Source organism: Lacibacter sp. H375, assembly GCF_037892425.1.
Lineage (GTDB): Bacteria > Bacteroidota > Bacteroidia > Chitinophagales > Chitinophagaceae > Lacibacter.
Genome location: NZ_JBBKTT010000001.1, coordinates 3,736,675 through 3,757,465, shown reverse-complemented (window position 1 = coordinate 3,757,465; position 20,791 = coordinate 3,736,675). Strand labels below are relative to the sequence as shown.

At 40.0% G+C, this 20,791-nt stretch carries 18 protein-coding genes; 7 read left to right on the top strand and 11 right to left on the bottom strand.

Annotated elements, in window-relative coordinates:
• Positions 1-6: 6 nt before the first annotated feature.
• Positions 7-1,800 (bottom strand): translation elongation factor 4, encoded by a 1,794-nt coding sequence (lepA, locus tag WG954_RS16150; protein ID WP_324230846.1) that lies wholly within the window; start codon positions 1,798-1,800, stop codon positions 7-9.
• A 245-nt stretch (positions 1,801-2,045) separates the two neighbouring features.
• Here lepA and WG954_RS16145 point away from each other — a divergent pair, with 245 nt between their 5' ends.
• On the top strand, positions 2,046-2,381 hold the full coding sequence (locus WG954_RS16145; protein ID WP_340437750.1) for a hypothetical protein: 336 nt from the start codon (positions 2,046-2,048) through the stop codon (positions 2,379-2,381).
• Positions 2,382-2,386: 5 nt separating this feature from the next.
• Here the strand turns inward: WG954_RS16145 and WG954_RS16140 are convergent, their stop codons facing one another.
• Positions 2,387-3,133: a hypothetical protein gene (locus WG954_RS16140; RefSeq protein ID WP_340437749.1), complete on the bottom strand. Its 747-nt coding sequence runs from the start codon at positions 3,131-3,133 to the stop codon at positions 2,387-2,389.
• 170 nt (positions 3,134-3,303) lie between these two features.
• Here WG954_RS16140 and WG954_RS16135 point away from each other — a divergent pair, with 170 nt between their 5' ends.
• From WG954_RS16135 to WG954_RS16120, 4 genes are all read left to right on the top strand, one after another.
• On the top strand, positions 3,304-4,752 hold the full coding sequence (locus WG954_RS16135; protein WP_340437748.1) for an amidohydrolase: 1,449 nt from the start codon (positions 3,304-3,306) through the stop codon (positions 4,750-4,752).
• A 147-nt stretch (positions 4,753-4,899) separates the two neighbouring features.
• Positions 4,900-5,937 carry a nucleoid-associated protein gene (locus tag WG954_RS16130; RefSeq protein WP_340437747.1) on the top strand — a complete coding sequence of 346 codons (1,038 nt, stop codon included), beginning with the start codon at positions 4,900-4,902 and terminating at the stop codon, positions 5,935-5,937.
• Between the two features lie 26 nt (positions 5,938-5,963).
• Positions 5,964-6,473 carry a GNAT family N-acetyltransferase gene (locus WG954_RS16125; RefSeq protein ID WP_340437745.1) on the top strand — a complete coding sequence of 170 codons (510 nt, stop codon included), beginning with the start codon at positions 5,964-5,966 and terminating at the stop codon, positions 6,471-6,473.
• A 35-nt stretch (positions 6,474-6,508) separates the two neighbouring features.
• The gene (locus WG954_RS16120) at positions 6,509-6,766 is read left to right on the top strand and encodes an acyl-CoA-binding protein (protein WP_340437744.1); all 258 of its coding nucleotides are present in this window, start codon (positions 6,509-6,511) and stop codon (positions 6,764-6,766) included.
• A 1-nt stretch (position 6,767) separates the two neighbouring features.
• On the opposite strand, the gene WG954_RS16115 is transcribed toward WG954_RS16120, so the two are convergent.
• Both WG954_RS16115 and WG954_RS16110 read right to left on the bottom strand, forming a co-directional pair.
• Positions 6,768-7,934: a glycosyltransferase gene (locus WG954_RS16115; protein ID WP_340437743.1), complete on the bottom strand. Its 1,167-nt coding sequence runs from the start codon at positions 7,932-7,934 to the stop codon at positions 6,768-6,770.
• Positions 7,931-9,250 (bottom strand): lipopolysaccharide biosynthesis protein, encoded by a 1,320-nt coding sequence (locus WG954_RS16110; RefSeq protein ID WP_340437741.1) that lies wholly within the window; start codon positions 9,248-9,250, stop codon positions 7,931-7,933. The genes WG954_RS16115 and WG954_RS16110 overlap by 4 nt, the downstream gene beginning before the upstream one ends.
• A gap of 123 nt (positions 9,251-9,373) precedes the next feature.
• On the opposite strand from WG954_RS16110, the gene WG954_RS16105 reads away from it, so the two are divergent.
• Entirely contained in the window at positions 9,374-10,348 is a 975-nt protein-coding gene (locus WG954_RS16105; protein WP_340437740.1) for an ion channel, read from the top strand.
• Position 10,349: 1 nt separating this feature from the next.
• Positions 10,350-11,324: an L-threonylcarbamoyladenylate synthase gene (locus WG954_RS16100; RefSeq protein ID WP_340437739.1), complete on the top strand. Its 975-nt coding sequence runs from the start codon at positions 10,350-10,352 to the stop codon at positions 11,322-11,324.
• Between the two features lie 83 nt (positions 11,325-11,407).
• Here the strand turns inward: WG954_RS16100 and WG954_RS16095 are convergent, their stop codons facing one another.
• From WG954_RS16095 to WG954_RS16065, 7 genes are all read right to left on the bottom strand, one after another.
• Positions 11,408-13,309, bottom strand: coding sequence for a monovalent cation:proton antiporter-2 (CPA2) family protein (locus WG954_RS16095; RefSeq protein ID WP_340437738.1), 1,902 nt, complete (start codon positions 13,307-13,309; stop codon positions 11,408-11,410).
• A gap of 3 nt (positions 13,310-13,312) precedes the next feature.
• A complete protein-coding gene (gene kefF, locus WG954_RS16090; RefSeq protein WP_340437737.1) occupies positions 13,313-13,921 on the bottom strand; it encodes a glutathione-regulated potassium-efflux system oxidoreductase KefF in 609 nt (202 codons plus the stop codon).
• 30 nt (positions 13,922-13,951) lie between these two features.
• Positions 13,952-14,422 (bottom strand): hemerythrin domain-containing protein, encoded by a 471-nt coding sequence (locus WG954_RS16085; RefSeq protein ID WP_340437736.1) that lies wholly within the window; start codon positions 14,420-14,422, stop codon positions 13,952-13,954.
• Between the two features lie 7 nt (positions 14,423-14,429).
• Positions 14,430-15,191, bottom strand: coding sequence for a triose-phosphate isomerase (gene tpiA / locus WG954_RS16080; protein WP_340437735.1), 762 nt, complete (start codon positions 15,189-15,191; stop codon positions 14,430-14,432).
• 24 nt (positions 15,192-15,215) lie between these two features.
• On the bottom strand, positions 15,216-16,385 hold the full coding sequence (locus WG954_RS16075; protein ID WP_340437734.1) for a putative sugar nucleotidyl transferase: 1,170 nt from the start codon (positions 16,383-16,385) through the stop codon (positions 15,216-15,218).
• A 119-nt stretch (positions 16,386-16,504) separates the two neighbouring features.
• Entirely contained in the window at positions 16,505-17,662 is a 1,158-nt protein-coding gene (locus tag WG954_RS16070) for a fasciclin domain-containing protein (RefSeq protein ID WP_340437733.1), read from the bottom strand.
• A gap of 47 nt (positions 17,663-17,709) precedes the next feature.
• Positions 17,710-20,439, bottom strand: coding sequence for a TonB-dependent receptor (locus WG954_RS16065; RefSeq protein ID WP_340437732.1), 2,730 nt, complete (start codon positions 20,437-20,439; stop codon positions 17,710-17,712).
• Positions 20,440-20,791 lie beyond the last annotated feature (352 nt).

The window sequence follows — 20,791 nt, the reverse complement described above, 5'->3', positions numbered from 1 at the left end:
AACATCTTAATCATCCAGTTTCAACACTGCTAAGAAAGCTTCCTGCGGCACTTCCACATTACCGATCTGGCGCATACGTTTCTTACCTTCTTTCTGCTTTTCCAAGAGCTTACGTTTACGGCTGATATCACCACCATAACATTTCGCTGTTACATCTTTACGCATAGCACTAATGGTTTCACGGGCAACAACCTTTGCTCCAATAGCTGCCTGTATAGCGATCTGGAATTGCTGACGTGGAACTAATTCCTTCAACTTTTCACAAAGCTTGCGACCAAATTCCTGTGCACGGCTACGATGGATCAATGCACTCAAGGCATCCACTTTATCGCCATTCAACAGCACATCCATTTTAATGATGTCTGCATCACGATAACCAATGGGATGATAATCGAATGATGCATAACCACGGGTTTGCGATTTCAGCTTATCATAAAAATCAAATACAATCTCTGTCAACGGCATTTCAAACATCAGCTCAACACGTGTTGGTGTGAGGTAGCTTTGATTGATCAGAATTCCTCGCTTGCCTAAACAAAGCGTCATGATGTTACCAATGTAATCGGGCTTGGTAATGATCTGTGCTTTAATAAAAGGTTCTTCAATCCTGTCCATGGCTGTTGGTTCTGGCATTTGTGTAGGATTGTTCACCTGTATCTTTTCACCACGTGTGGTATACGCAATAAAACTTACGTTGGGTACAGTGGTGATTACTGTTTGATTGTATTCACGTTCTAAACGCTCCTGGATAATTTCCATGTGCAGCAAACCAAGGAAGCCGCAACGGAAACCAAAGCCAAGCGCCTGGGATGTTTCCAATTCAAACGTTAATGAAGCATCGTTCAACTGGAGTTTATCCATGCAATCACGTAACTCTTCAAAATCTTCTGTAACAACGGGGAAGATCCCGGCAAACACCATTGGCTTTACTTCCTGGAAACCTTGAATAGGTTCCTGCGTAGGATTTGATGCCAGTGTAATAGTATCACCCACTTTCACCTCTTTGGCATTTTTTACACCAGTGATGATATAACCAACATCGCCGCAAGTGACTTCTTTTTTTTCTGTCATCTTCAATTTCAGGATACCGATTTCGCTGGCTTCGTATTCCTGACCGGTACTTACAAACTTCACCTTATCACCTTTTCTGATCTTTCCGTTGCGGATACGATAGTAAACAATTACACCACGAAAACTATTAAACACGCTATCAAAGATCAACGCCTGTAATGGCTCATCGGGCTTACCAACCGGAGGCGGAATACGCTCAACAATGGCTTCCAGTATTTCTTCAATTCCAATTCCTGCACGGCCACTGGCCAACAAAATTTCTTCAGGTTTACAACCGATCAATTCTACGATCTGGTCTTTTACTTCCTCGATCATCGCCCCGTCCATATCAATTTTGTTGATCACGGGTATGATCTCAAGGTTATTATCAATCGCTAAGTATAAATTCGAAATGGTTTGTGCCTGGATACCCTGTGCCGCATCAACCAGCAACAAAGCACCTTCGCAGGCAGCCAGTGCACGGCTCACTTCATAGCTGAAGTCAACGTGACCGGGAGTATCGATCAGGTTCAGAATATACTCCTGGCCATCTTTGTGTTTGTAATTTATCTGGATGGCGTGACTCTTGATGGTGATGCCTTTTTCACGTTCCAGGTCCATATCGTCCAAAACCTGGTCCATCATATCACGGTCGCTGATGGTGCCGGTGGTTTGTAATAAACGATCAGCCAGGGTACTTTTTCCGTGGTCAATATGCGCAATGATGCAAAAATTTCTGATATTCTTCATTCAAATCTCCTTCATTTTCAAGGCGGCAAAGATAGGTGAAAAGAGCGAGTGGAAAGTAGTGTGTTTGAGCTGGGGATAAAGTGAAGAAAGGCAATGATAAGGTTGAGGTTTAAGCCCTTTTAGACCAACACAATTGATAGAAGACAAATTTGCGCCGTAAAGATCACGAAGCAGGTGAAAAAAGTCTGTTCAACTGAATAACAGAATAGCGGATTTTTTTTATCTTCCTGCTAAACTTGCCATATATGGATACTGCCCAAATGCCAAATGTATTGCTGCAAATCTCTACACTTAAACAACAAGGCCTCAGCAACGAGGAAATTCTTCAAAGTTTACTGGAAACCGGGTTACCCGGTGAGGCGGCACAGCAATATGTCAATGAGTGGAAAAAACCCCGCCTTGAAAAGAAACGAAACGCAGCTTTTGTTTACTGTGGCATTGGCGTATTCCTGTTAACAACGGGATTTCTTTTCACTGTATTCCTGTTCAGCAATAACAGCAATTTTAATTTTGCTTTATACGGTCTCACCATCATAGGGCTTGTATTGGTGTTTAAAGGGCTGATTGACCTGATGAGTTAAGACCTTTAGAAATCATACGTAAAACTCAACACGCTCCAGCCATTACGATAGTTGCCATCGCCAAACATAAACAACTGCTCAATGTGGTTGTATTCTTTTCCCACAAGCTGCTGTGGTATTGAAGCAAAGAAACTTTCGCTCTCAAACATTCCATTGGCGATAACGCAATGATCGCCATTACAGGTCCATGATTTTGCGGCAACTGCATTCAATCCTTTGTAGTAGATCTTCTCAACGGTGAGATCGATCCATTTAGCACCAACATTATACAAACCAAGAAACGTATCTTCGGGACGAATACCCATTACAGCGATCACACCATTCCCTCCATCTTTCATAAATACCCGGGGTACCCAGTTTACATCTTTAACAGCAGCAGGAGCCGCATAAACTAATCCCGTTTTGTTATTAGCAGGTTTGTTTATCTTTTTAACATACATCGAACGGTGACTGTTCATCAGTTTCTTTGTATACAACCTGATCTCCATTGTTGCAGCTCCGTTTGTTAATGAATCAAGCGAAATAATAAATTTCCCGGTCTCTTTCTTCATGTTCTTTTGAACACGCTGTCCATTTACATTCCACCAGATATAAGCTGAATCTGTATTATCATCTGTGAGATAAGCATTATTCAATTGAATAACAAGATCGGCAGGGGCAGGTGAAGGCACCGGCACAACAGGTGTTTTTCTGCAGGCAACAAAAAGCAGCATCGTAATTGCCGTAATGAATAAGGTTAATTTGTATGTCATGGCTATTTGTGTGACTCCACATATGGAAGAAACGTTGCAAAAGTAGTTTGTATATTCTCCCTTTACTATCGCATAAACATGTGAGATTACAAAAGATTGTATATGTAAACGGTGAATTTATTCAGTGAATGCTTCTTATCTTCCATCCTTCCAAAAAAAATCAAATCAGCATGAGAAGCGTTTTAATTATTACTTCCCTGTTACTGTTCACATTTGCAACAGCGCAAAAAAAACTAACTGTAACAAAAGATGATCAGTTGAAAACACAGGCATCAACTTCCATTCAATCGAATTATGATCAGTATAAAACGATGGCGTTCCAAATATGGGATTTTGCTGAAGTTGGTTATAAAGAAGTAAAGAGCAGTGCACTCCTACAACAAACCTTAAAAGAGAATGGTTTCAACGTTGAAGCAGGTGTTGCCGACATACCAACAGCTTTTGTTGCTACTTACGGAAGTGGCAGCCCGGTGATTGCTATTCTTGCCGAGTTTGATGCATTACCAGGTTTGTCACAAACCAATGCGCCTGAAAAAATTAGTGCCGGTAAGGATGCAGGTCATGCATGTGGTCATCATTTGTTTGGCGTGGCATCAGTTGCATCGGGCATTGCCATTAAAAAATTGATTGAAGAAAAAAAAATCACCGGCACTATTAAAGTATTTGGTTGTCCTGCAGAAGAAGGTGGTAGTGGTAAAGTGTATTTGGTAAGAGCAGGTTTGTTTAAAGATGTTGATGTTGCTATTCACTGGCATCCCGGAAATGATAACGGCGTAACAATGACAAGTGCATTAGCAAACATGAGTGCTAAGTTTCGTTTCCGTGGCATTTCTGCTCATGCGGCTGCTTCCCCTGAACGTGGCCGTTCAGCATTAGATGGTGTTGAAGCAATGAACAATATGGTGAACATGATGCGTGAACATATTCCACAGGAAACACGTATTCATTATGTAATTACAAGTGGCGGTAAAGCACCGAACGTGATCCCTGATTTTGCAGAAGTGTATTATTATGTTCGTCATCCAAAACGTGATCATGTGCAAAGTATTTTCAACCGTGTTGTGAATACAGCAAATGGTGCTGCACTCGGTACTGATACAAAAATGGAATTTGAAATGATTGGCGGCACACATGATCTGTTACTCAACAGAACATTGGCAGAAGTGATGCAGAAAAATCTAGAGAAAACCGGCGGTGTACAATACACGGCTGCTGAAGTTGACTTCGGGAATAAACTCCAGGCAACTTTTGGTTTCCCCGCTCCTCCCGTTGCAAATGCAGGTATTGTAAAGCCTTTGAAAATCGACATGGATGCAGGTGGTGGCAGTACCGATGTGGGCGATGTAAGCTATGCAGTACCAACAGTTGGTTTACGTTCTGCAACATGGGTATCGGGCACAGCGGCTCATAGCTGGCAGGCAGTTGCATGTGGTGGAACTGAAATTGGTACAAAAGGCATGATGGTATCTGCAAAAACAATGGCCTTAACAGCAATTGATTTGTTCCTTCATCCTGAATTAATTGAAAAAGCAAAAGTTGAATTCAAGCAACAGGTTGGCACTTATCAATACAAAGCATTACTGGGCGATCGTAAACCGGCTTTGAATTATAGAGATTAGACGCCATACCCTAATTTAAGTATGCCATACCTATTGCATTTTCCAACTGAATGGATCAGATTGATTGGTATGGCATACTTATTTGAAAAGCATGCAAACCTATCTGCACATTCATCTATCTTGCGGCACATTAGCCAATTGTAGTTCATGTTTACATTTACCGATTCAAGTCTTGAAGCCCTTTCCGTACATTATATCGATCAGGAAGGACAAACTGTTTTAACGGAAGAAAGTTTTTCTTTAACCGACACTGCCCTTCGTGATCTGCTCAGTCAATTCTTTTTAACTGCATTTAAAGAAGAACAGCAATACCAGTTTGTACACGAAACAGATTTAAAGTATAACGAAATGTATGGGTATTGCAAAGCTGTATTTCAAAAGCCAAACAGTTTGCATGAGCAATCGGTAGCAATGGCAAAACATCTTGCAGCAGCAAGTACACATCCCGGTATTAAGCCCGGTGAATTGTTCACTGCTTATTTCAGAAACTTAAGTTTCGACAATAAAACTGTTGATGGCATTGTACTCATCAAAGCAGAAAACAAGAAAGATTTCCTGTTGGTTGATCTGATGCGTGATCAGCTGAATATCCAATCAAAAAAAGGACTTGATCCAAACAAAGCAGATAAAGCCTGTGTCATTCTCAATACAGAATCAGAAGATGGCTATCGACTGTTTTTGATTGATCACACCAACAAAGGCCACGAAGCTATTTATTGGAAAGAAGATTTTTTAGGTGTAAAAGAATGTGCTGATAGTTTTGCATTCACCAAAAACTTTCTATCAGTTGCAAAAGAATTCATCGTCAACAATATGCCTGCTTCATTCGAAACAACAAAGGCAGACCAGGCAGGATTGCTAAACAAATCAGTTGCCTATTTTAAAGAAAATGAGAATTTTAATATCAATAATTTCCAGGAAGCAGTATTTCGTGAACCCGAACTGATTGAATCATTTCAGCAATTTGGCTCAACGTATCTGCACGAACGCAATATGGAAATTGCCGATTCATTTGCCATCTCCCCTTCTGCGGTAAAAAAACAGGCAAGAGTGTTTAAGAGTGTAATTAAACTGGATCGTAACTTTCATATTTATATTCATGGCAACCGTGAGTTAATTGAACAGGGTTATGATGAAGTAACGGGTAAACGATATTACAAGATCTACTTCGACGAGGAAATGTAAATTGCATCGTCTTAAAATCAACTCATATGATTGCAATAGCCACAACAGAAGATATTCCACAAATTGTTGAATTGCTCAACAGTGCTTACCGTGGTGAAAATTCTAAAAAAGGCTGGACAACAGAAGCTGATCTTATTGCAGGTGAACGACGTACAGACATTGCATCGGTAAAAAATGTGATGGAACAACCGGGCAGCATTATTCTCAAATACACAAACGAAGAGAATGAGATCATCGGCACTGTAAATCTTCAACAACATGAGCGTGGTCTCTATCTCGGCATGTTTGCTGTTTCACCTGTGCTGCAAGGTGGTGGTATTGGCAAACAACTGTTAAAAGCGGCTGATGATCACGCAAAAGAAGTTAGCGTTGCAACCATTTATATGTGGGTAGTATCCGTTCGCAAAGAATTGATCGATTGGTATAAACGCCATGGCTATACAGAAACAGGTGAGCGTAAACCATTTGTGGAAGATGACGTTACAGGAAAGCACTTGCAGCCCTTAGAATTTCTGGTTTTGGAAAAAAATATTTAGGTGGATTCCCCTATTTTCGTAAAAACTTACAACTTATGGATCTACATCAACAATTTGAACAGGCTGTAGCTGACAGTAAAGAGCTGAGTGAAAAGCCAAGCAATGATACTCTTCTACAACTTTACTCACTTTACAAACAGGCAAGTGAGGGCGACGTGAATATTGAAGCTCCTTCCAATCCATTTGATTTTGTTGCCAAAGCGAAATACGAAGCATGGGATGCATTGAAAGGAAAGAGTAAAGAAGCCGCTATGCAGGAATACATTGAACTTGTTTCAAAACTGAAATCCTGATTTATTTTTTAGCAAGTAGTTCCTGGTACCAATCCAGTAATTGTTTGCCGATAATATTTTCATTAAACTGATTAGCTGCGTTTGCAGCTATTTCTGTTTTATTGTAGTTGATTTTCTGTTGAAGAAAATCTTCCAATGTATTTGTCAAAGTCGTTACATCGCCCGGAGCAATCAAAACACCGTTTGATGAATTTACCAGCTCGGCTATTCCTCCAACATTCGATGAAATAACAGGCAGGCCGCAACACAATGCTTCATTGATTACACAAGGAAGGTTTTCATAATTGCTGAAGTGTACTAATGCATCTGCAGAACGCACACATTCTGCAACAGCCCTGTATGACAATGCTCCTTTCCAGGTTATTTGATCAGAAATTCCGAGTTGTTGGGCCAATGCTGTATTTTCTTTCAACACCGGACCTACGAACCACATTTCCCAATGAACATTCTTTTCTTTAAGCGCTGCTAATGCATGTAAAATGCCTTTAACGTTTTTCAATTCATGCATCATTGACACATGAATGAATCTTGGTCGATCATTCTTGATTTCTACAGGATAGAAAACAGACGTATCAACAACGTTGCGGATGAGCTTTGTCTGCATGATGTTAAAAAGAGTATTTAATCGCTTCAACAACCAATCCGATACTGAGCTTACAGCAACTGCTTCTTCAAATGATTGTTTTGTAATAAACCTGAAGTAGCGGTTACGATTGAAATAATTTTCAGGAATATGTTCAAAGTAAGCCGAGCTATGTTCAGTAACAACAAATGGAATGTCGTACTCTTTTTTCATCTTTACAACTACTGAACCTGCCTTAACTGGCACATGTAAATGAATAAGATCAGGCTTCCCGTTTTTGCTGATATAATCAGCAATCAGTTTTTTATATAACGATTGATATTCCTTATTGAAGAGAAGTTTTTGAAAAAAATTGATCGTTGTTTTTGTCAATGGCAAAAAATATACAGATGAATGCAATTGACCTTCCTGTTTTTCTTCTGTTCGTAAACTCGTTTCCTTTTTTAGGAAATCGAAATTCTGCACTACATGAATTAGATCAACCTGCGTGTGTGCCGACAATGCTTTTGCCTGTCGTTCAATAAAATCTCCATCGTAAGGATCAATGCTATGAGGATACCAACTGCAAAGCCAGAGTATTTTCATGATACATCGGTTTTACGTGAAGATATTTTTTCCATCAGCAGCTTATAAAAAAGTTGTCCATCTTTCTTCCTGAAAAAGAGAAAATCAGCAAAGCTACTTTTGTATTCCTTGCGATGCATCAATAAAATAAAGCTCATGTAACAGATATAACCAATACTGCTCACGATAGCCGCACCGGTAATACCAAAGCGGGGAATCGCAAGCAAATCGCCACCAATAATGATGATGAGTGCAAGAAGGTTCCCTTTGAAATTTACACTCAATACTTTTTTGCCGCTATAATAGGCCGCCAGTAAATGAATGACTGAGTATGAAAGAATTGCCGGCACCAGCAATAAAAAAGGCAGGTACATTTTGTTGAATGTTTCACCAAATACGAATGGGAATAACCAATAACCAACAGCAACCAATCCCAAACATGCAATACAGTAAAACAGAATTAGTCCACGGGAAAGCAATTGCATTTTTTCATTCATCTCTTCTCTCCTGCCCGATGCTGTCATAGGAAAAACTACCGCTGCAAGTATAGATGGAATGATAAAGAAAAGCTGTGCAAGTTTACATGCCTGTATATAATTTCCCAGATCAGCATCATCACAATATTTATTAACAAACCAGTAATCGATACGGTACATTAAAAAAGTCATAGAATTTGTAACAACAGCAATCAAAGCAAAAGACATGAATGGCTTGATGAGTTCTGCCGGAATACGCTTCAAATCACTTAGTGTAAAATAGCGAAACAGGAAAGCGATCATCAATAAAAAACCTTGCATGAAGAAACCAAGGAAATATACTTGCACATACTTTTCATCGCTCATAAAACCTTTTACCCAATCGTTATTCGGTACTAAAACGATCAGTAAAAGGTTTACTGCAACCAGCAAAAGATTAGGCAACACAAAATCCATCTTTGCATAAAACAATGAAATAAAAAAAGTAATGAGCAGATTACCGGTTAGAAAAGCAGTTGCCGAAAAATGAAAACCTGCCAACTGCAATATTCCTTCCTTTGGCACTTCCAGCGAATGGATAATGAACCAAGCCGGAAACATTATTAGTATCGTCCATGCAACAGAAATAGCGGCAAGTTGGGTTTCATTAAGTTTTTGTTGCGAGAGATAATAACCCATTGGGGCCTCCAGACAAAGACTAATGATGATGAGTGAAAAAGAAAGGAGGTTAATAATGTAGTAAATCTGCCCGCTACCATCCGATTGAAAATGTCTTGCCACCAGGATATTAAGCAACATCACCGAAAGAAAGTAAAATCCCCGCCATAAAATACTCTTGGAAAGTGCAGTAGCAAGTTTCATACTAAGGATAGTCAGTTTCAAATATAGAGCGAATAGGTTGTACAAAAAACAATATTTGCCATGTCAGTATCGGGCAATATTTCTACTAGCCTTCATTTCTGTAGTTTTACAGATATTTGAATCATGGCATCAACCAGAGGCCGGCGCAATCGCCTGGCAAAAGAAAATAATGAAACAGGGCTGAGTGTAAACAGCAAACAAAGTGGCGGTCGATTCTTCCAAAAAGATGGCCGGCCAAACATACGTTTCCGTGGCATCTCGTATTTGCAACGTTTCAGCGTGTTTCAATACATGTTAAAGATACCTTCCTGGAAATTTATTTTCTTGGTTGCTGCGGCCTATGTAGTGGTGAATCTTTTCTTTGCCTGTGTTTATTTTATCGTAGGTGTTCAACATTTGGGCGGAATGGAAGAAATAACGGTGATGGGCAAATTCTGGGAAGCATTTTTCTTTAGTACTCAAACTCTCTCCACAGTTGGTTATGGTCATGTTTTCCCAGATTCCTTAACCTCAAACACCATTGCAGCTGTTGAATCGTTTACAGGTATTTTGATGTTAGCATTGGCAACAGGCTTGCTCTATGGCCGGTTCTCTCAACCAAAGGCATACATCAAATACAGCAGCATTGCTTTGTTTTCTCCTTTTAAAGATGGCTATGCGTTGATGTTTCGATTTGCACCTTTTAAGCAACACTTTTTAACTGATGTTGAAGTAAAAGTGACCTGTGTTATGAAATACACAGAAAATGAAACAGAACGGAAGAATACTTTTTACAGTCTGGAACTCGAACTGGCGAAAGCCAATACATTGTCAAGCAATTGGACGATTGTACATATGATAAACGAAAAAAGCCCGCTTTATCAGCTAACAAGAAATGAAATTGAAGAAGCAGAAACTGAAATTCTTGTTTTTGTAAAAGGATACGACGAAGAGTATGCAAACACTGTTGTCAGCCGTACATCGTATGTGCCGAATGAATTTATTTACGGTGCAAAGTTTAATATGATGTACGAGCCCAGCGAAGACAAGAGCACAACAATACTTCATATGGATAAGCTGGATAGTTATCACGAAGAAAAATTACCTGTAAGCATTTAAGATGAAGACAGAAATTGGCATTGATGTAACGACAGCAGCTAAACATTTAACGAAAGGCGAATTAGTTGCCATACCTACCGAAACTGTGTATGGACTTGCTGCCAATGCACTAAATGAAGATGCAGTTTTGAAAATATATGCTGCGAAGAACAGACCACAGTTCAATCCACTGATCATACATGTGGCTTCATTTGAACAAGCAAAACAATTCATCAAAGATATTCCTGCTGAAGCACAAAAATTAGCTGAAGCATTCTGGCCCGGCCCGTTAACAATGTTGTTTAACAAAAAACAAAACGTACCTGATCTTGTAACTGCTGGAAGTAAACGTGTGGCTATACGTGTTCCAAATCATACATTGACATTACAATTGCTTTCTCAACTTGATTTTCCTGTTGCTGCGCCAAGTGCCAACCCATCGGGTTATGTTAGCCCAACTTCAGCACAACATGTATATGAAGGTTTACATGATAAGATCTCTTACATACTTGATGGTGGTGAATGTGGCATTGGCGTTGAATCAACTATTGTGGGCTGGAACGAAGAAGGCGAAATTGAATTGTATCGCTTAGGTGGTATTGCTGTTGAAAAGATCGAATCTGTGATTGAAAAAAAAATCAGCCATCATAAAAAGGTTACTGATAATCCCCATACACCCGGGCAATTGAAAAGTCATTACGCAACACATACTCCTTTGTACTTAGGGAAGATCGATGAACTGTTGCCAACATTTGTAGACAAGAAAATCATTCTTATCAAATTCAAAGAATATCATTCCGGTATTGCAAAAGAACAACAGCTGATTTTATCAAAAAGTGGAAGTGCAGATGAAGCTGCCAAGAATCTATTTCGAATATTGCGTGAAGTTGACAGTATGAATGCGGATGTTATTCTTGCGGAATTATTACCTGATGAAGGTTTAGGAAGAGCAGTGAATGATCGACTTGAAAGGGCGCAACATAGTATGAAAGGTTGATGAGTGATGAGTAATCAGTGATGAGAATATCGGATAATAGTAATAGTCATCACTTTCTAATTCATCACTCATTATTCATTCCTTTACTCATCCTTCTTCACCTTCTCATCTGCAATCAAACTATCCTCATCCCAACCAAGATCTTTTACAAGATGCAGTTGTTTGCTATCGGCTTTAATGATTTCTTCCAGTTCTTCAATGTATTCTCTTGCCTGGTTGATGTATTCTTTTTCATTATCCCTGAGCTTGGAAAGGTCTTTCAACTTCTGCTCATCGTAACGGAAGAACGTTCGGGCAGCACGTTGTGCAGTGTAAGAACGATGTCCCAGCAATTTCATCGCATCCACACCCATACGGAGTGAAGTATCAATCGTTTCACGGTAAATGTGCAGGATTCCCGCATTCATCTGATCGTAGGTATCTTCCCTTGTGCTGCTGCGTACCAGCATTTGCAGATCAGGAAAATGCTTTTTGATGGTTTCAATCATCTGTAAACGCTTCTCCGGATCATCAACGGCAATAATGATCATCTTTGCTTCAGCAGCACCGGCAGCCAACAGAATATCATAACGGCTTGCATCACCATAATAGACTTTAAAGCCCATCTTGCGCAGAAATTCTACACGGTTGCTGTCAATATCCAATACCGTTGTCTTTACACCATGCGCTCTAAGAAAACGTCCGATTGTATTTCCAAAATGACCGAAGCCTGCAATGATCACAGGATTTTTCTCGTTCACCTCATCTGCTTCTTTTTCTGTTTTGGTTGATGACAAACGTTTATCAATAAACGGCAATACAATTTTTTCATTCAGGAAAAAAGCAATGGGTGTAAGTGCCATACTGATAGCAACCACAGCCATCAATATCTCAACATAACCTCTTTCAACAATACCTTCAGTTAACGAAAAACTCAACAACACGAATGCAAACTCTCCCACTTGTGATAAAGACGAGGAAAAAATAATATTCTGATCGACACGCAGTTTAAATACCTTACCCAAAACTAATAACACAACTGCTTTTACAAACATCAACGCCAACACTAAACCGAAGATCAATAATGGCTGATTCATGATCAATTCAAAATTGATGGATGCGCCAACTGCAATAAAAAATAAACCTAGCAACAACCCTTTGAATGGCTCTATATCACTTTCCAATTCGTGTTTATATTCACTGTTTGCGAGCACGACACCGGAAAGAAATGTTCCTAATGCAGGGCTCAATCCTACAGAAGACATTAACACAGCTATACCAACCACCAATAACAACGCAGTTGCGGTAAACATTTCACGTAACTGCGTTGCTGCTACTAAACGGAAAATTGGTGGAATCAAATAACGTCCGCCAATAATAATAAACCCTATTGCTCCTGAAATAATCAATGCACGCATCCACCCACTTTGACTTTCTATCCAGCCTTCTGCTTCGTTCACATTCACATCCGCAGATGTTAAACCTGCAATTGCAAGCAAGGGAAAAAAAGCAAGCATAGGGATCACGGCAATATCCTGAAACAACAATACGGCAAATGCACTTCGTCCGGCAGTTGTGCGATTGATCCCTTTTTCAGCAAGAGTTTGCAACACCAATGCGGTTGAACTGAGTGCCAATGCCATTCCTATCGCCAATGACGATTGCCATGGCAGGTTCAAAAAATATGCAATAGCTGATATAATGATCGACGTTATAAGCACCTGTAATCCGCCCAATCCAAGAATTGCTTTTCTTAATTTCCAAAGCAATGCCGGTTCCAGTTCAAGACCAATCAGGAATAACATCATCACTACACCAAACTCTGCTGAATGCATCAGATCCTGTCCTTCTGTGCCAATGAACTGCAAAACAGTAGGTCCAATTAAAATACCGGCCAATAAATAACCTAGTACCGAACCGAGTCCCAACCGTTTGGCAAGCGGCACCATTACAACCGCAGCTGCCAAATACACCATCGCCTGGAAAAGAATTGAATTATTGTCCATAGGTTATGATTGTATTGCGTTAGGAATGGGAACAAGATCGTTCATGTATATACAACTTTCGATCTCCGGCTTGCTGATGCGATCTTGTATAAGTGCAAGCAACATCTGTTCATACTGCAAGGCATGAAGATCCATATCGGTCTCGGGTAAACGATGCGTACCATGTATCACAAACGGTGGCAGGTATTCAACACCACACAAATAAGCAGTTTGCTGAAACGGCAACATATAATCTGCGAGAGAATACTTATTCCTGCCTTCTTCACTATAAGAGTTTTTAGAACCACCGGTTGAAATAGCGTGCATAAATTTTTTACCTGCAATTGCACGACCGCCGGTACCATAAGCCCAGCCATGTTCCAGCACAAGATCTTGCCATTGTTTGATAATAGCGGGAGAACTATACCAATAAAATGGATGTTGAAAGATCACCACATCATGCTGCAGTAACAAGCGTTGCTCATATGGCACATCAATATCAAAATCGGGATAACGTTCATACAGATCATGAAACCGTATTTCAGCCGACCGTGGGATGTGCTCTACAAGACGTTTATGTACCCTTGACTTTTCCATTGCAGGATGTGCAAAGAGGATGAGAACTTTTGCCATAAGCAACGGTGTTTTAGAATGATCAAACCATTATTCCCAGAATTTTACAGGATAATCAGAACAGGCTTTGCTTTCGAGTGGCTGTAAATTTCTACCCAATTCATTTAACTGTTCCGGTTGTATCTGCTCCTCAATAAAAGGGAACAGATCACGCTCTTCGAAACGTATATGTCTTTCAAGAAGGGTATGAAAATCGGTGATGAGAGATATGCTTGAATCACCATTTCGTATTGCATCAACTATACGACGAATCTGGTGATGCTCTGTTTTCATTTGCTCATATTTCTCCATGAGCGAAGGTATCTGCAACACGTGCGGATGCAGATATACTTCTTCTTTAATAAAATGATTTCTCAATTCAGTATTCCAAACAGACACAATAAAATCACCCATCACAGTTGAATCAGCCTGCTTCCCCACTCCTTTTTTCAGAAGCAATGCCGCCATCAATCCATTGTGATGTTGATGTGAAAGCGGTTGCAGCTGTTCTTCACGCTTCATACCTCTTTTATTTTAATGACTGAATGATTTGTACAAATTCATCGGCTTTTAAAGATGCTCCACCAACAAGTCCGCCATCAACATCAGGCTGACCAAAAATTTCTTTTGCGTTTGAACCTTTCACACTGCCACCATATAAAATTGAAATTTCGTTAGCAACTTCTGTACCGTACTGGGCCGCCAATACACTTCGCAAATGCGCATGCATTTCCTGCGCCTGTTCAGAAGTAGCTGTTTTACCCGTACCAATTGCCCAGATAGGTTCGTATGCAATGATGATCTTTTTAATTTCATCTGCACTTAAATGAAATAAGCTTTCTTTCAATTGATTACCTACATACTCATTTTGAGTACCTGCTTCACGAATATCAAGCGCTTCGCCACAACAAAAGATTGGTGTAATGCCGGCAGCTAAAGCAGTATTTACTTTTTCTGCAAGCATTTGATTGCTTTCGTTGAAGTATTCACGACGTTCGCTATGACCCAATACCACATAACCAACATTAATCGACTTCAGCATTTCAACTGAAGTTTCTCCTGTATATGCACCAGAGGTTTTTGTATAAGCATTTTGTGCTGCAACGCCAGTATTGAGCTTTCCTTTTAATTTTTCTACTACCATTGTGAGATAAGGAAACGGAACAGCAAATACTGCACGTTGATCTTTTCCTAATGTAAATGGTGTGTGAATGATTCCATCAATTAATTCTTCAGCCTGTTGATACGTCAAATTCATTTTCCAGTTTGCTGCGGCTACTTGCTGTCTCATAATCTTGTTGTTTTTATTCGTAGTTTATGTTTGTAGGGCGTAAATATATTCCAGTATCTGCTTATCGTTGTTAGTTAAAGATTGTTGTTTCATCTGCATCCAGTTCTCAATATCATGGAGTGCTTTTTCCAACATGTATTTTTCACCGGTATGAATGTTCCAGGTGAAATCGGCGATAAATTTAGGTGATAATCCGGTAGTAAGAATATTGCTGCAAATCCCACTAACCATGCCTGTTGTAAGCGATGCATTGATGGACACTTTTGAGTAATCGCCCAGCATTACGCCGCACTTTGTTCCTGCACTGATCCATTGATGCAATAATGGATTCCAGAATTTCACTTCTCCCGCAGTGTTCTTTACATTTGAACAGGACGCACCAGCACCGATATTACACCACGATCCAATTACCGCATCACCTAAATAACCATCATGTGCTTTATTTGAATAATCGAAGAAGATCGAATTTTTAATTTCACCTCCCACAGTACATTTTTTCCCAACTGTTGTTGCGCCATAGATCTTGCTGCCCATTTTTACTACTGCATTTTCCAATGCAACAAAAGGTCCACGGATCATACTGCCTTCCATCACCAATGCGTTCTTTCCAATATAAATCGGCCCAGTTGATGCATTGAGCGTACAATATTCAACCTCTGCTCCTTCTTCAATAAAGATATGTTCAGGGTTGATCAATTGATTAGATGAAGAAATTGTTGCAGATAATTTTTTTGAACGGATCAATTCAAAATCTGTACGTATCATTTGATCGTTTGCAAGAACGAGATCGTATGGATAATGCAGAAAGCGAACGGCAACACTCAGCTCAACTTCTTTGCAATGTTTTGTTTGTTCGGTTGATAGTGGAAAAGTTAATCTGTTCTTTGTACGAACAGCAACGAGATTATTATTTCGGCGCAAGACACTTTCAGCTGCTAACGCTTTCACTTCATTCGCCAGATCTGTTGAAAAAATAAGCGATGCATTGATGTATAAAAAATCATCGTCCTTGATTGCAGAAAAAGGATTACCAGACGCTAAATAATCTTCTGTAAGTGTGAATACTTCCTGCTGTAATACAAATGCCCAACGTTCATTTGGAGTAAAGATGCCACAGCGAAATGCAGACAACGGCCTTATTAGCGAAAACGGATAAAATGTTGTCCTGGTTGTATCAAACAAAATGACTTGCATCTGCTGGTTTTAATTGGCCCGTTGTAAAAATACAGGAATCATTTTAATGATGACCGTAAACGAAAACAGTCCCTGTGAAGGGACTGTTTGAAGACACTATTTATCAGTAGTTATTATTATTATTGTGGCAGCAGTACCTGATTTATTTTAAAGAAATTACCATTAACGGCAGGACGATCAATACCTGCAGCAGTAGGAATGGCAGCCGCTGCACTGGGGTTACCAACGCCTTTAACACTTAATGCCGACCCGAAACCACCTGTAATGGTAGATGAAACGGCAATACCAGGATGAGCTGCTATTGATGCATTAACAAATGTTGGATAATTAGCAGCTGTGCTTGTAAAATTAACGGAAAAGGCTCGCTGTGTCATTATATGATATGCCACAACACCCCTAACTAATGCTGTAGTCACATTATTTGTTGACAAAAATGCAGGCCCCGCAGCTACGGCTCCATTAGCTTGCGCATCTGCAGTAGCCGCACTCCCGGTTAATGCAAATACCTGCTGATAAACGAGGAAGTAAATCAGAGCTTGAAATGCCGCATTGTTGGGTGCAAAAACAGTAAAGTTTGCGCCGGGAGCAATTGCCGGGTTACCTAAGTAATATTGAAAACTTGGAGCAGCTGTTGTAGCTAATCCTGAATCGGCTCTAACAATTGCTGCTTCAAAATAATCGAGATCGGGATCGTTCTTAATTGTATCAAGCAACAACTTTGATGGAGGTGCAACAATTGCTGCTACCTGGTGCATAACACCATTTGCAACGGCAATGTCTGCAGCAGTTACAGGAATATTGTTTGCCCATGCAGCACTTCCCCTTCTTGAAGGAAAAATACTGAAACGTGCTAAAGGACTTGTGTTAGGTGCTGGGAAAATTAAACCGGTAGGCATCTGCACATTGGGGAATGTTGTAGGAATTCCTGTTGAACTGATTTTCTGACCAGGTATAAGGTGATAACTTAAAATAGCGGTTAGCTGGGCTAATGGCACCGCATCAATTACCGCTGTGCTTGGTATACCAGACGCCGTAAAGGCTGCATTACTAGGGGCAAATAACGTAAACACAGAATTCTTGTTTGTAACAGCAGTTAAAAGACTTGCACGTGTTAACGCATGTTTCAGCAATGAATAATTAGCATCTGTGTTGATGATCTCGCCAATGCTTTGTCCCGTTGGTGTTGGGAATGTATTTGGTACCGGCGCTGAAATATCTTTGTTACACGAAGACAGTAACAGCAAGGCAACCAGTGAGTAGCTTACAATCTTTTTCATATGTGAAGTCAGTTTCATGAATGATTAAATAATGTTCGATAAGTGAATTAGAATATGTTGTAAGAATAACTCACATAATATAATCCACCTATGGAAGGGTTACCCGGTGCGTGATAATAATATTGATTCAACAGGTTATTTGCGCCTAACTTAAATAGCGATTTTGTCTTAGGTATTTTATAACTAACCTGTGCATCCAATGTTTGAATAGCAGGCACTTCACCTGTTGCAAAATCACCTTCAAAGAAATAAGCATCCTGCCAGCGATAAGCAATATTAAAGCCAATATTCTTGCGCTTTCCCAACATGCTATTTCCTAAGATCACATTTGCACGGTATTTAGGGGAGTTAAAAAATGCTACATAACCTGGAGGAACATCCTGCAATACATCAGAAGATCCGTTTACAGTCACCACAAAATTACCCGGAAGCTTATACTCGAACCCCAAACCATAACCGTAAGTTTTTACAATTGCTTCTGTGTTAACAGGTACAGAATACACTTGTCTTGTTGAAGCGGAGACCAAACCTCCAATATTCCCGGTTTTTGATTGCACAACTAAAGCACGTGCAAGAAAATTTTCATACTGTCCATAATAACCATAAACATCAATCAGCAGTTTATTATCTGCAACCACCCCTTTATAACCAAGTTCATAAGAGGTAACATTTTCCGGCTTCAAATCCTTGTAATCATACACTTTTGGAGCGTTGGCCTGTACACTTTCTAAAGTGTAAATAGGATTGGAGTTAAACTTGTAATAATCTCTTAACTCTTGTACACCGCCGATCAAGAGCACATCTCCCCCTACCCTCAGGTTGATCCATTGCTGTTGTGTACTGGGAAAACGATACGCTGTTTGATAAGACAGGCGGATGCTGTTGTTTTTATTTAATTTAATAAGAGCCGTTGCTCGTGGAGTAAATCGTCCGTCAAAATTTTCGTTTTTGTCGTAACGGCCGGAAACTGTCAGGTTCAAACGATCATCAAACAACTTTTTACTGGCCTGCACATAACCGCCAAACTGGTTAATCGGTATCGGAGCTGCAGAATCGGCAAACAAAGTGCCTTCTGAATCTAAAACAAATCTGCGGAAATCTCCTCCAACCAGGATATCAACTACACCACCTGTTAGATGCGAGAAATTATATTGTCCTTCTGCAACAAACAGATCTGATTTTTCAATGAACAAGCCACCGCCCTTAGAAATAGGAACGGAACGCACCTGGTCGAATATCTGTTTAAATTGTGTGCTTCCGGGTTTTGGTGCACCTGCATCAGCAAATGCACGGGCATTATTGTGAGCATCAATATCAGTGAGCCCGCTTAACTTACCTGCAAGATATGTCTGGCCATATTCACCATACCATTGTGTAGATGGTTTTATACGCTCATTTGTTAAACGTGTTGTTACGGTTGCGTTATACGATTCGCCAGCATCTTCCTGAGTGGCCCATCCACGGATAAACCAATTCTTTGCGTTTAATTCTAATTTGTACTGCTTAATTATAAAATTTTTAAATGAATAGCGGTCGCTTCCGGTATAAACCGAATTTCCTGACCCTAGATATCCCATCGCAATCGCTTCAATATCGTCGGTTATTTTGTAATGAAATGCCCCGCCTAATTTAAAATTTACAGTATTTGGGTCAACCAGATCCCGTTCAGCGTAGCCTGTGCGTGAAACATTGATTGCACTGCCGGAAAGAGAATTCATATAAGGAACAAGGAATGGAGCCTGAGCTCCGATAGCTGTAAATACTTGTCGCAGATCTATCGTTGTTTCATCGCCATACATATTTATTCCGTCATAATTCGGGTCGGTGCTGCGTGTGCCGGGTATAATATTACCTGTTGTACCAAGGCGTTTATAGTTTCGCTGATCTGCTGCCAACCAATCTTTTGCCTGCACAAATTCTGAGGTGATTTTAAATGCTGCCCTTTCGCCAATTTTTTCAGCCCACCGGATATTCCAGTTATAATAGGGAGAAACTTCCTGGCGGTATTTCCGGTCGGCATGCATAATTCCTTGTTTTATCTGGAAAGAAAAACCTTGGTATTTAAATGGGCTCTTACTATTTATAAGTAGTGTTCCGTTCATACCACCCGGGCCATATAACGCCGATGATGCACCAGGGAGCAATTCCATATTATCCACATCCAGTTCTGAAAGTCCAATTATACTTCCTACTGAAAAGTTAAGACCCGGAGCCTGGTTATCCATGCCATCCGTAATCTGGTTGAAACGTGTATTACCACTTCCGTTAAAACCTCTTGTTGTGGGAGTTTTAAAGGTAAGTGATGATGTAAGCATATCCACCCCTTTCAGATTTTGAACCACTTCGTAATAGGTTGAAGCAGGTGAGTTACGGATATTAGCCGCACTTACTTGCTCAATTGTTACCGGTGATTCAATTTTACGGATTGCTACCCTCGTTGCTGAAACAACAATTTCCTCACCCAGCGAAGAAGCGGTGGCAAGTGTAACATTAACAGCCTGGGAAGCAGAACTGACTGTTACTTCCTTGCTTTCGAAACCAATCGAAGAAATAATAAGTGTTACAGGTAGCGAAGGAACTGTGATGCTGAATTCCCCTTTGTCATTTGTATAAACGCCGGCGGATGAACCTTTCACTGTTACTGAAACAGCCGGCAAGGCTTCTCCGTTGCTGGTGCCTTTTACACTTCCTTTTATGGTTACAGATTGAGCAAAGGAAGAAATGGAAATCAGGCAGGACGTTAACAGCAGTAATAAAACTGGCAGTTTTTTTCGCATGGTCAAGTCGTTTTTGGTTAAGTAATTAGCAAAATACTGATTGTTAGTATTATTCAAAAATTTTCTTTCCAACCATTTAGAAACGTTTATTTTGAATTTTAGTTGACAAATCGGGAAAGAAGGCTTTTCGTTTAACGTGATGTAGTTTTTCATACGGCAGCAGGATAAAATTATTTTCATTAATTAGTTAATTCTAATTATTCTCTGCGACACATTCCTATTAGTCAGCAGCAATACCATAAACAGGTTATAAATCCACATTATTATTATTATTATCTGCAACCTTTTAGTTGATCCTGTGATACGATACTTAGTTTTTGCCAAAACTGAGATAGCTTATTTGCGAAAACAG

Bases quoted from the DNA above. Each gene is read 5' to 3' on its own strand.
- lepA (WP_324230846.1), bottom strand. From the start codon at position 1,800: ATGAAGAATATCAGAAATTTTTGCATCATTGCGCATATTGACCACGGA.
- WG954_RS16145 (WP_340437750.1), top strand. From the start codon at position 2,046: ATGGATACTGCCCAAATGCCAAATGTATTGCTGCAAATCTCTACACTT.
- WG954_RS16140 (WP_340437749.1), bottom strand. From the start codon at position 3,133: ATGACATACAAATTAACCTTATTCATTACGGCAATTACGATGCTGCTT.
- WG954_RS16135 (WP_340437748.1), top strand. From the start codon at position 3,304: ATGAGAAGCGTTTTAATTATTACTTCCCTGTTACTGTTCACATTTGCA.
- WG954_RS16130 (WP_340437747.1), top strand. From the start codon at position 4,900: ATGTTTACATTTACCGATTCAAGTCTTGAAGCCCTTTCCGTACATTAT.
- WG954_RS16125 (WP_340437745.1), top strand. From the start codon at position 5,964: ATGATTGCAATAGCCACAACAGAAGATATTCCACAAATTGTTGAATTG.
- WG954_RS16120 (WP_340437744.1), top strand. From the start codon at position 6,509: ATGGATCTACATCAACAATTTGAACAGGCTGTAGCTGACAGTAAAGAG.
- WG954_RS16115 (WP_340437743.1), bottom strand. From the start codon at position 7,934: ATGAAAATACTCTGGCTTTGCAGTTGGTATCCTCATAGCATTGATCCT.
- WG954_RS16110 (WP_340437741.1), bottom strand. From the start codon at position 9,250: ATGAAACTTGCTACTGCACTTTCCAAGAGTATTTTATGGCGGGGATTT.
- WG954_RS16105 (WP_340437740.1), top strand. From the start codon at position 9,374: ATGGCATCAACCAGAGGCCGGCGCAATCGCCTGGCAAAAGAAAATAAT.
- WG954_RS16100 (WP_340437739.1), top strand. From the start codon at position 10,350: ATGAAGACAGAAATTGGCATTGATGTAACGACAGCAGCTAAACATTTA.
- WG954_RS16095 (WP_340437738.1), bottom strand. From the start codon at position 13,309: ATGGACAATAATTCAATTCTTTTCCAGGCGATGGTGTATTTGGCAGCT.
- kefF (WP_340437737.1), bottom strand. From the start codon at position 13,921: ATGGCAAAAGTTCTCATCCTCTTTGCACATCCTGCAATGGAAAAGTCA.
- WG954_RS16085 (WP_340437736.1), bottom strand. From the start codon at position 14,422: ATGAAGCGTGAAGAACAGCTGCAACCGCTTTCACATCAACATCACAAT.
- tpiA (WP_340437735.1), bottom strand. From the start codon at position 15,191: ATGAGACAGCAAGTAGCCGCAGCAAACTGGAAAATGAATTTGACGTAT.
- WG954_RS16075 (WP_340437734.1), bottom strand. From the start codon at position 16,385: ATGCAAGTCATTTTGTTTGATACAACCAGGACAACATTTTATCCGTTT.
- WG954_RS16070 (WP_340437733.1), bottom strand. From the start codon at position 17,662: ATGAAAAAGATTGTAAGCTACTCACTGGTTGCCTTGCTGTTACTGTCT.
- WG954_RS16065 (WP_340437732.1), bottom strand. From the start codon at position 20,439: ATGCGAAAAAAACTGCCAGTTTTATTACTGCTGTTAACGTCCTGCCTG.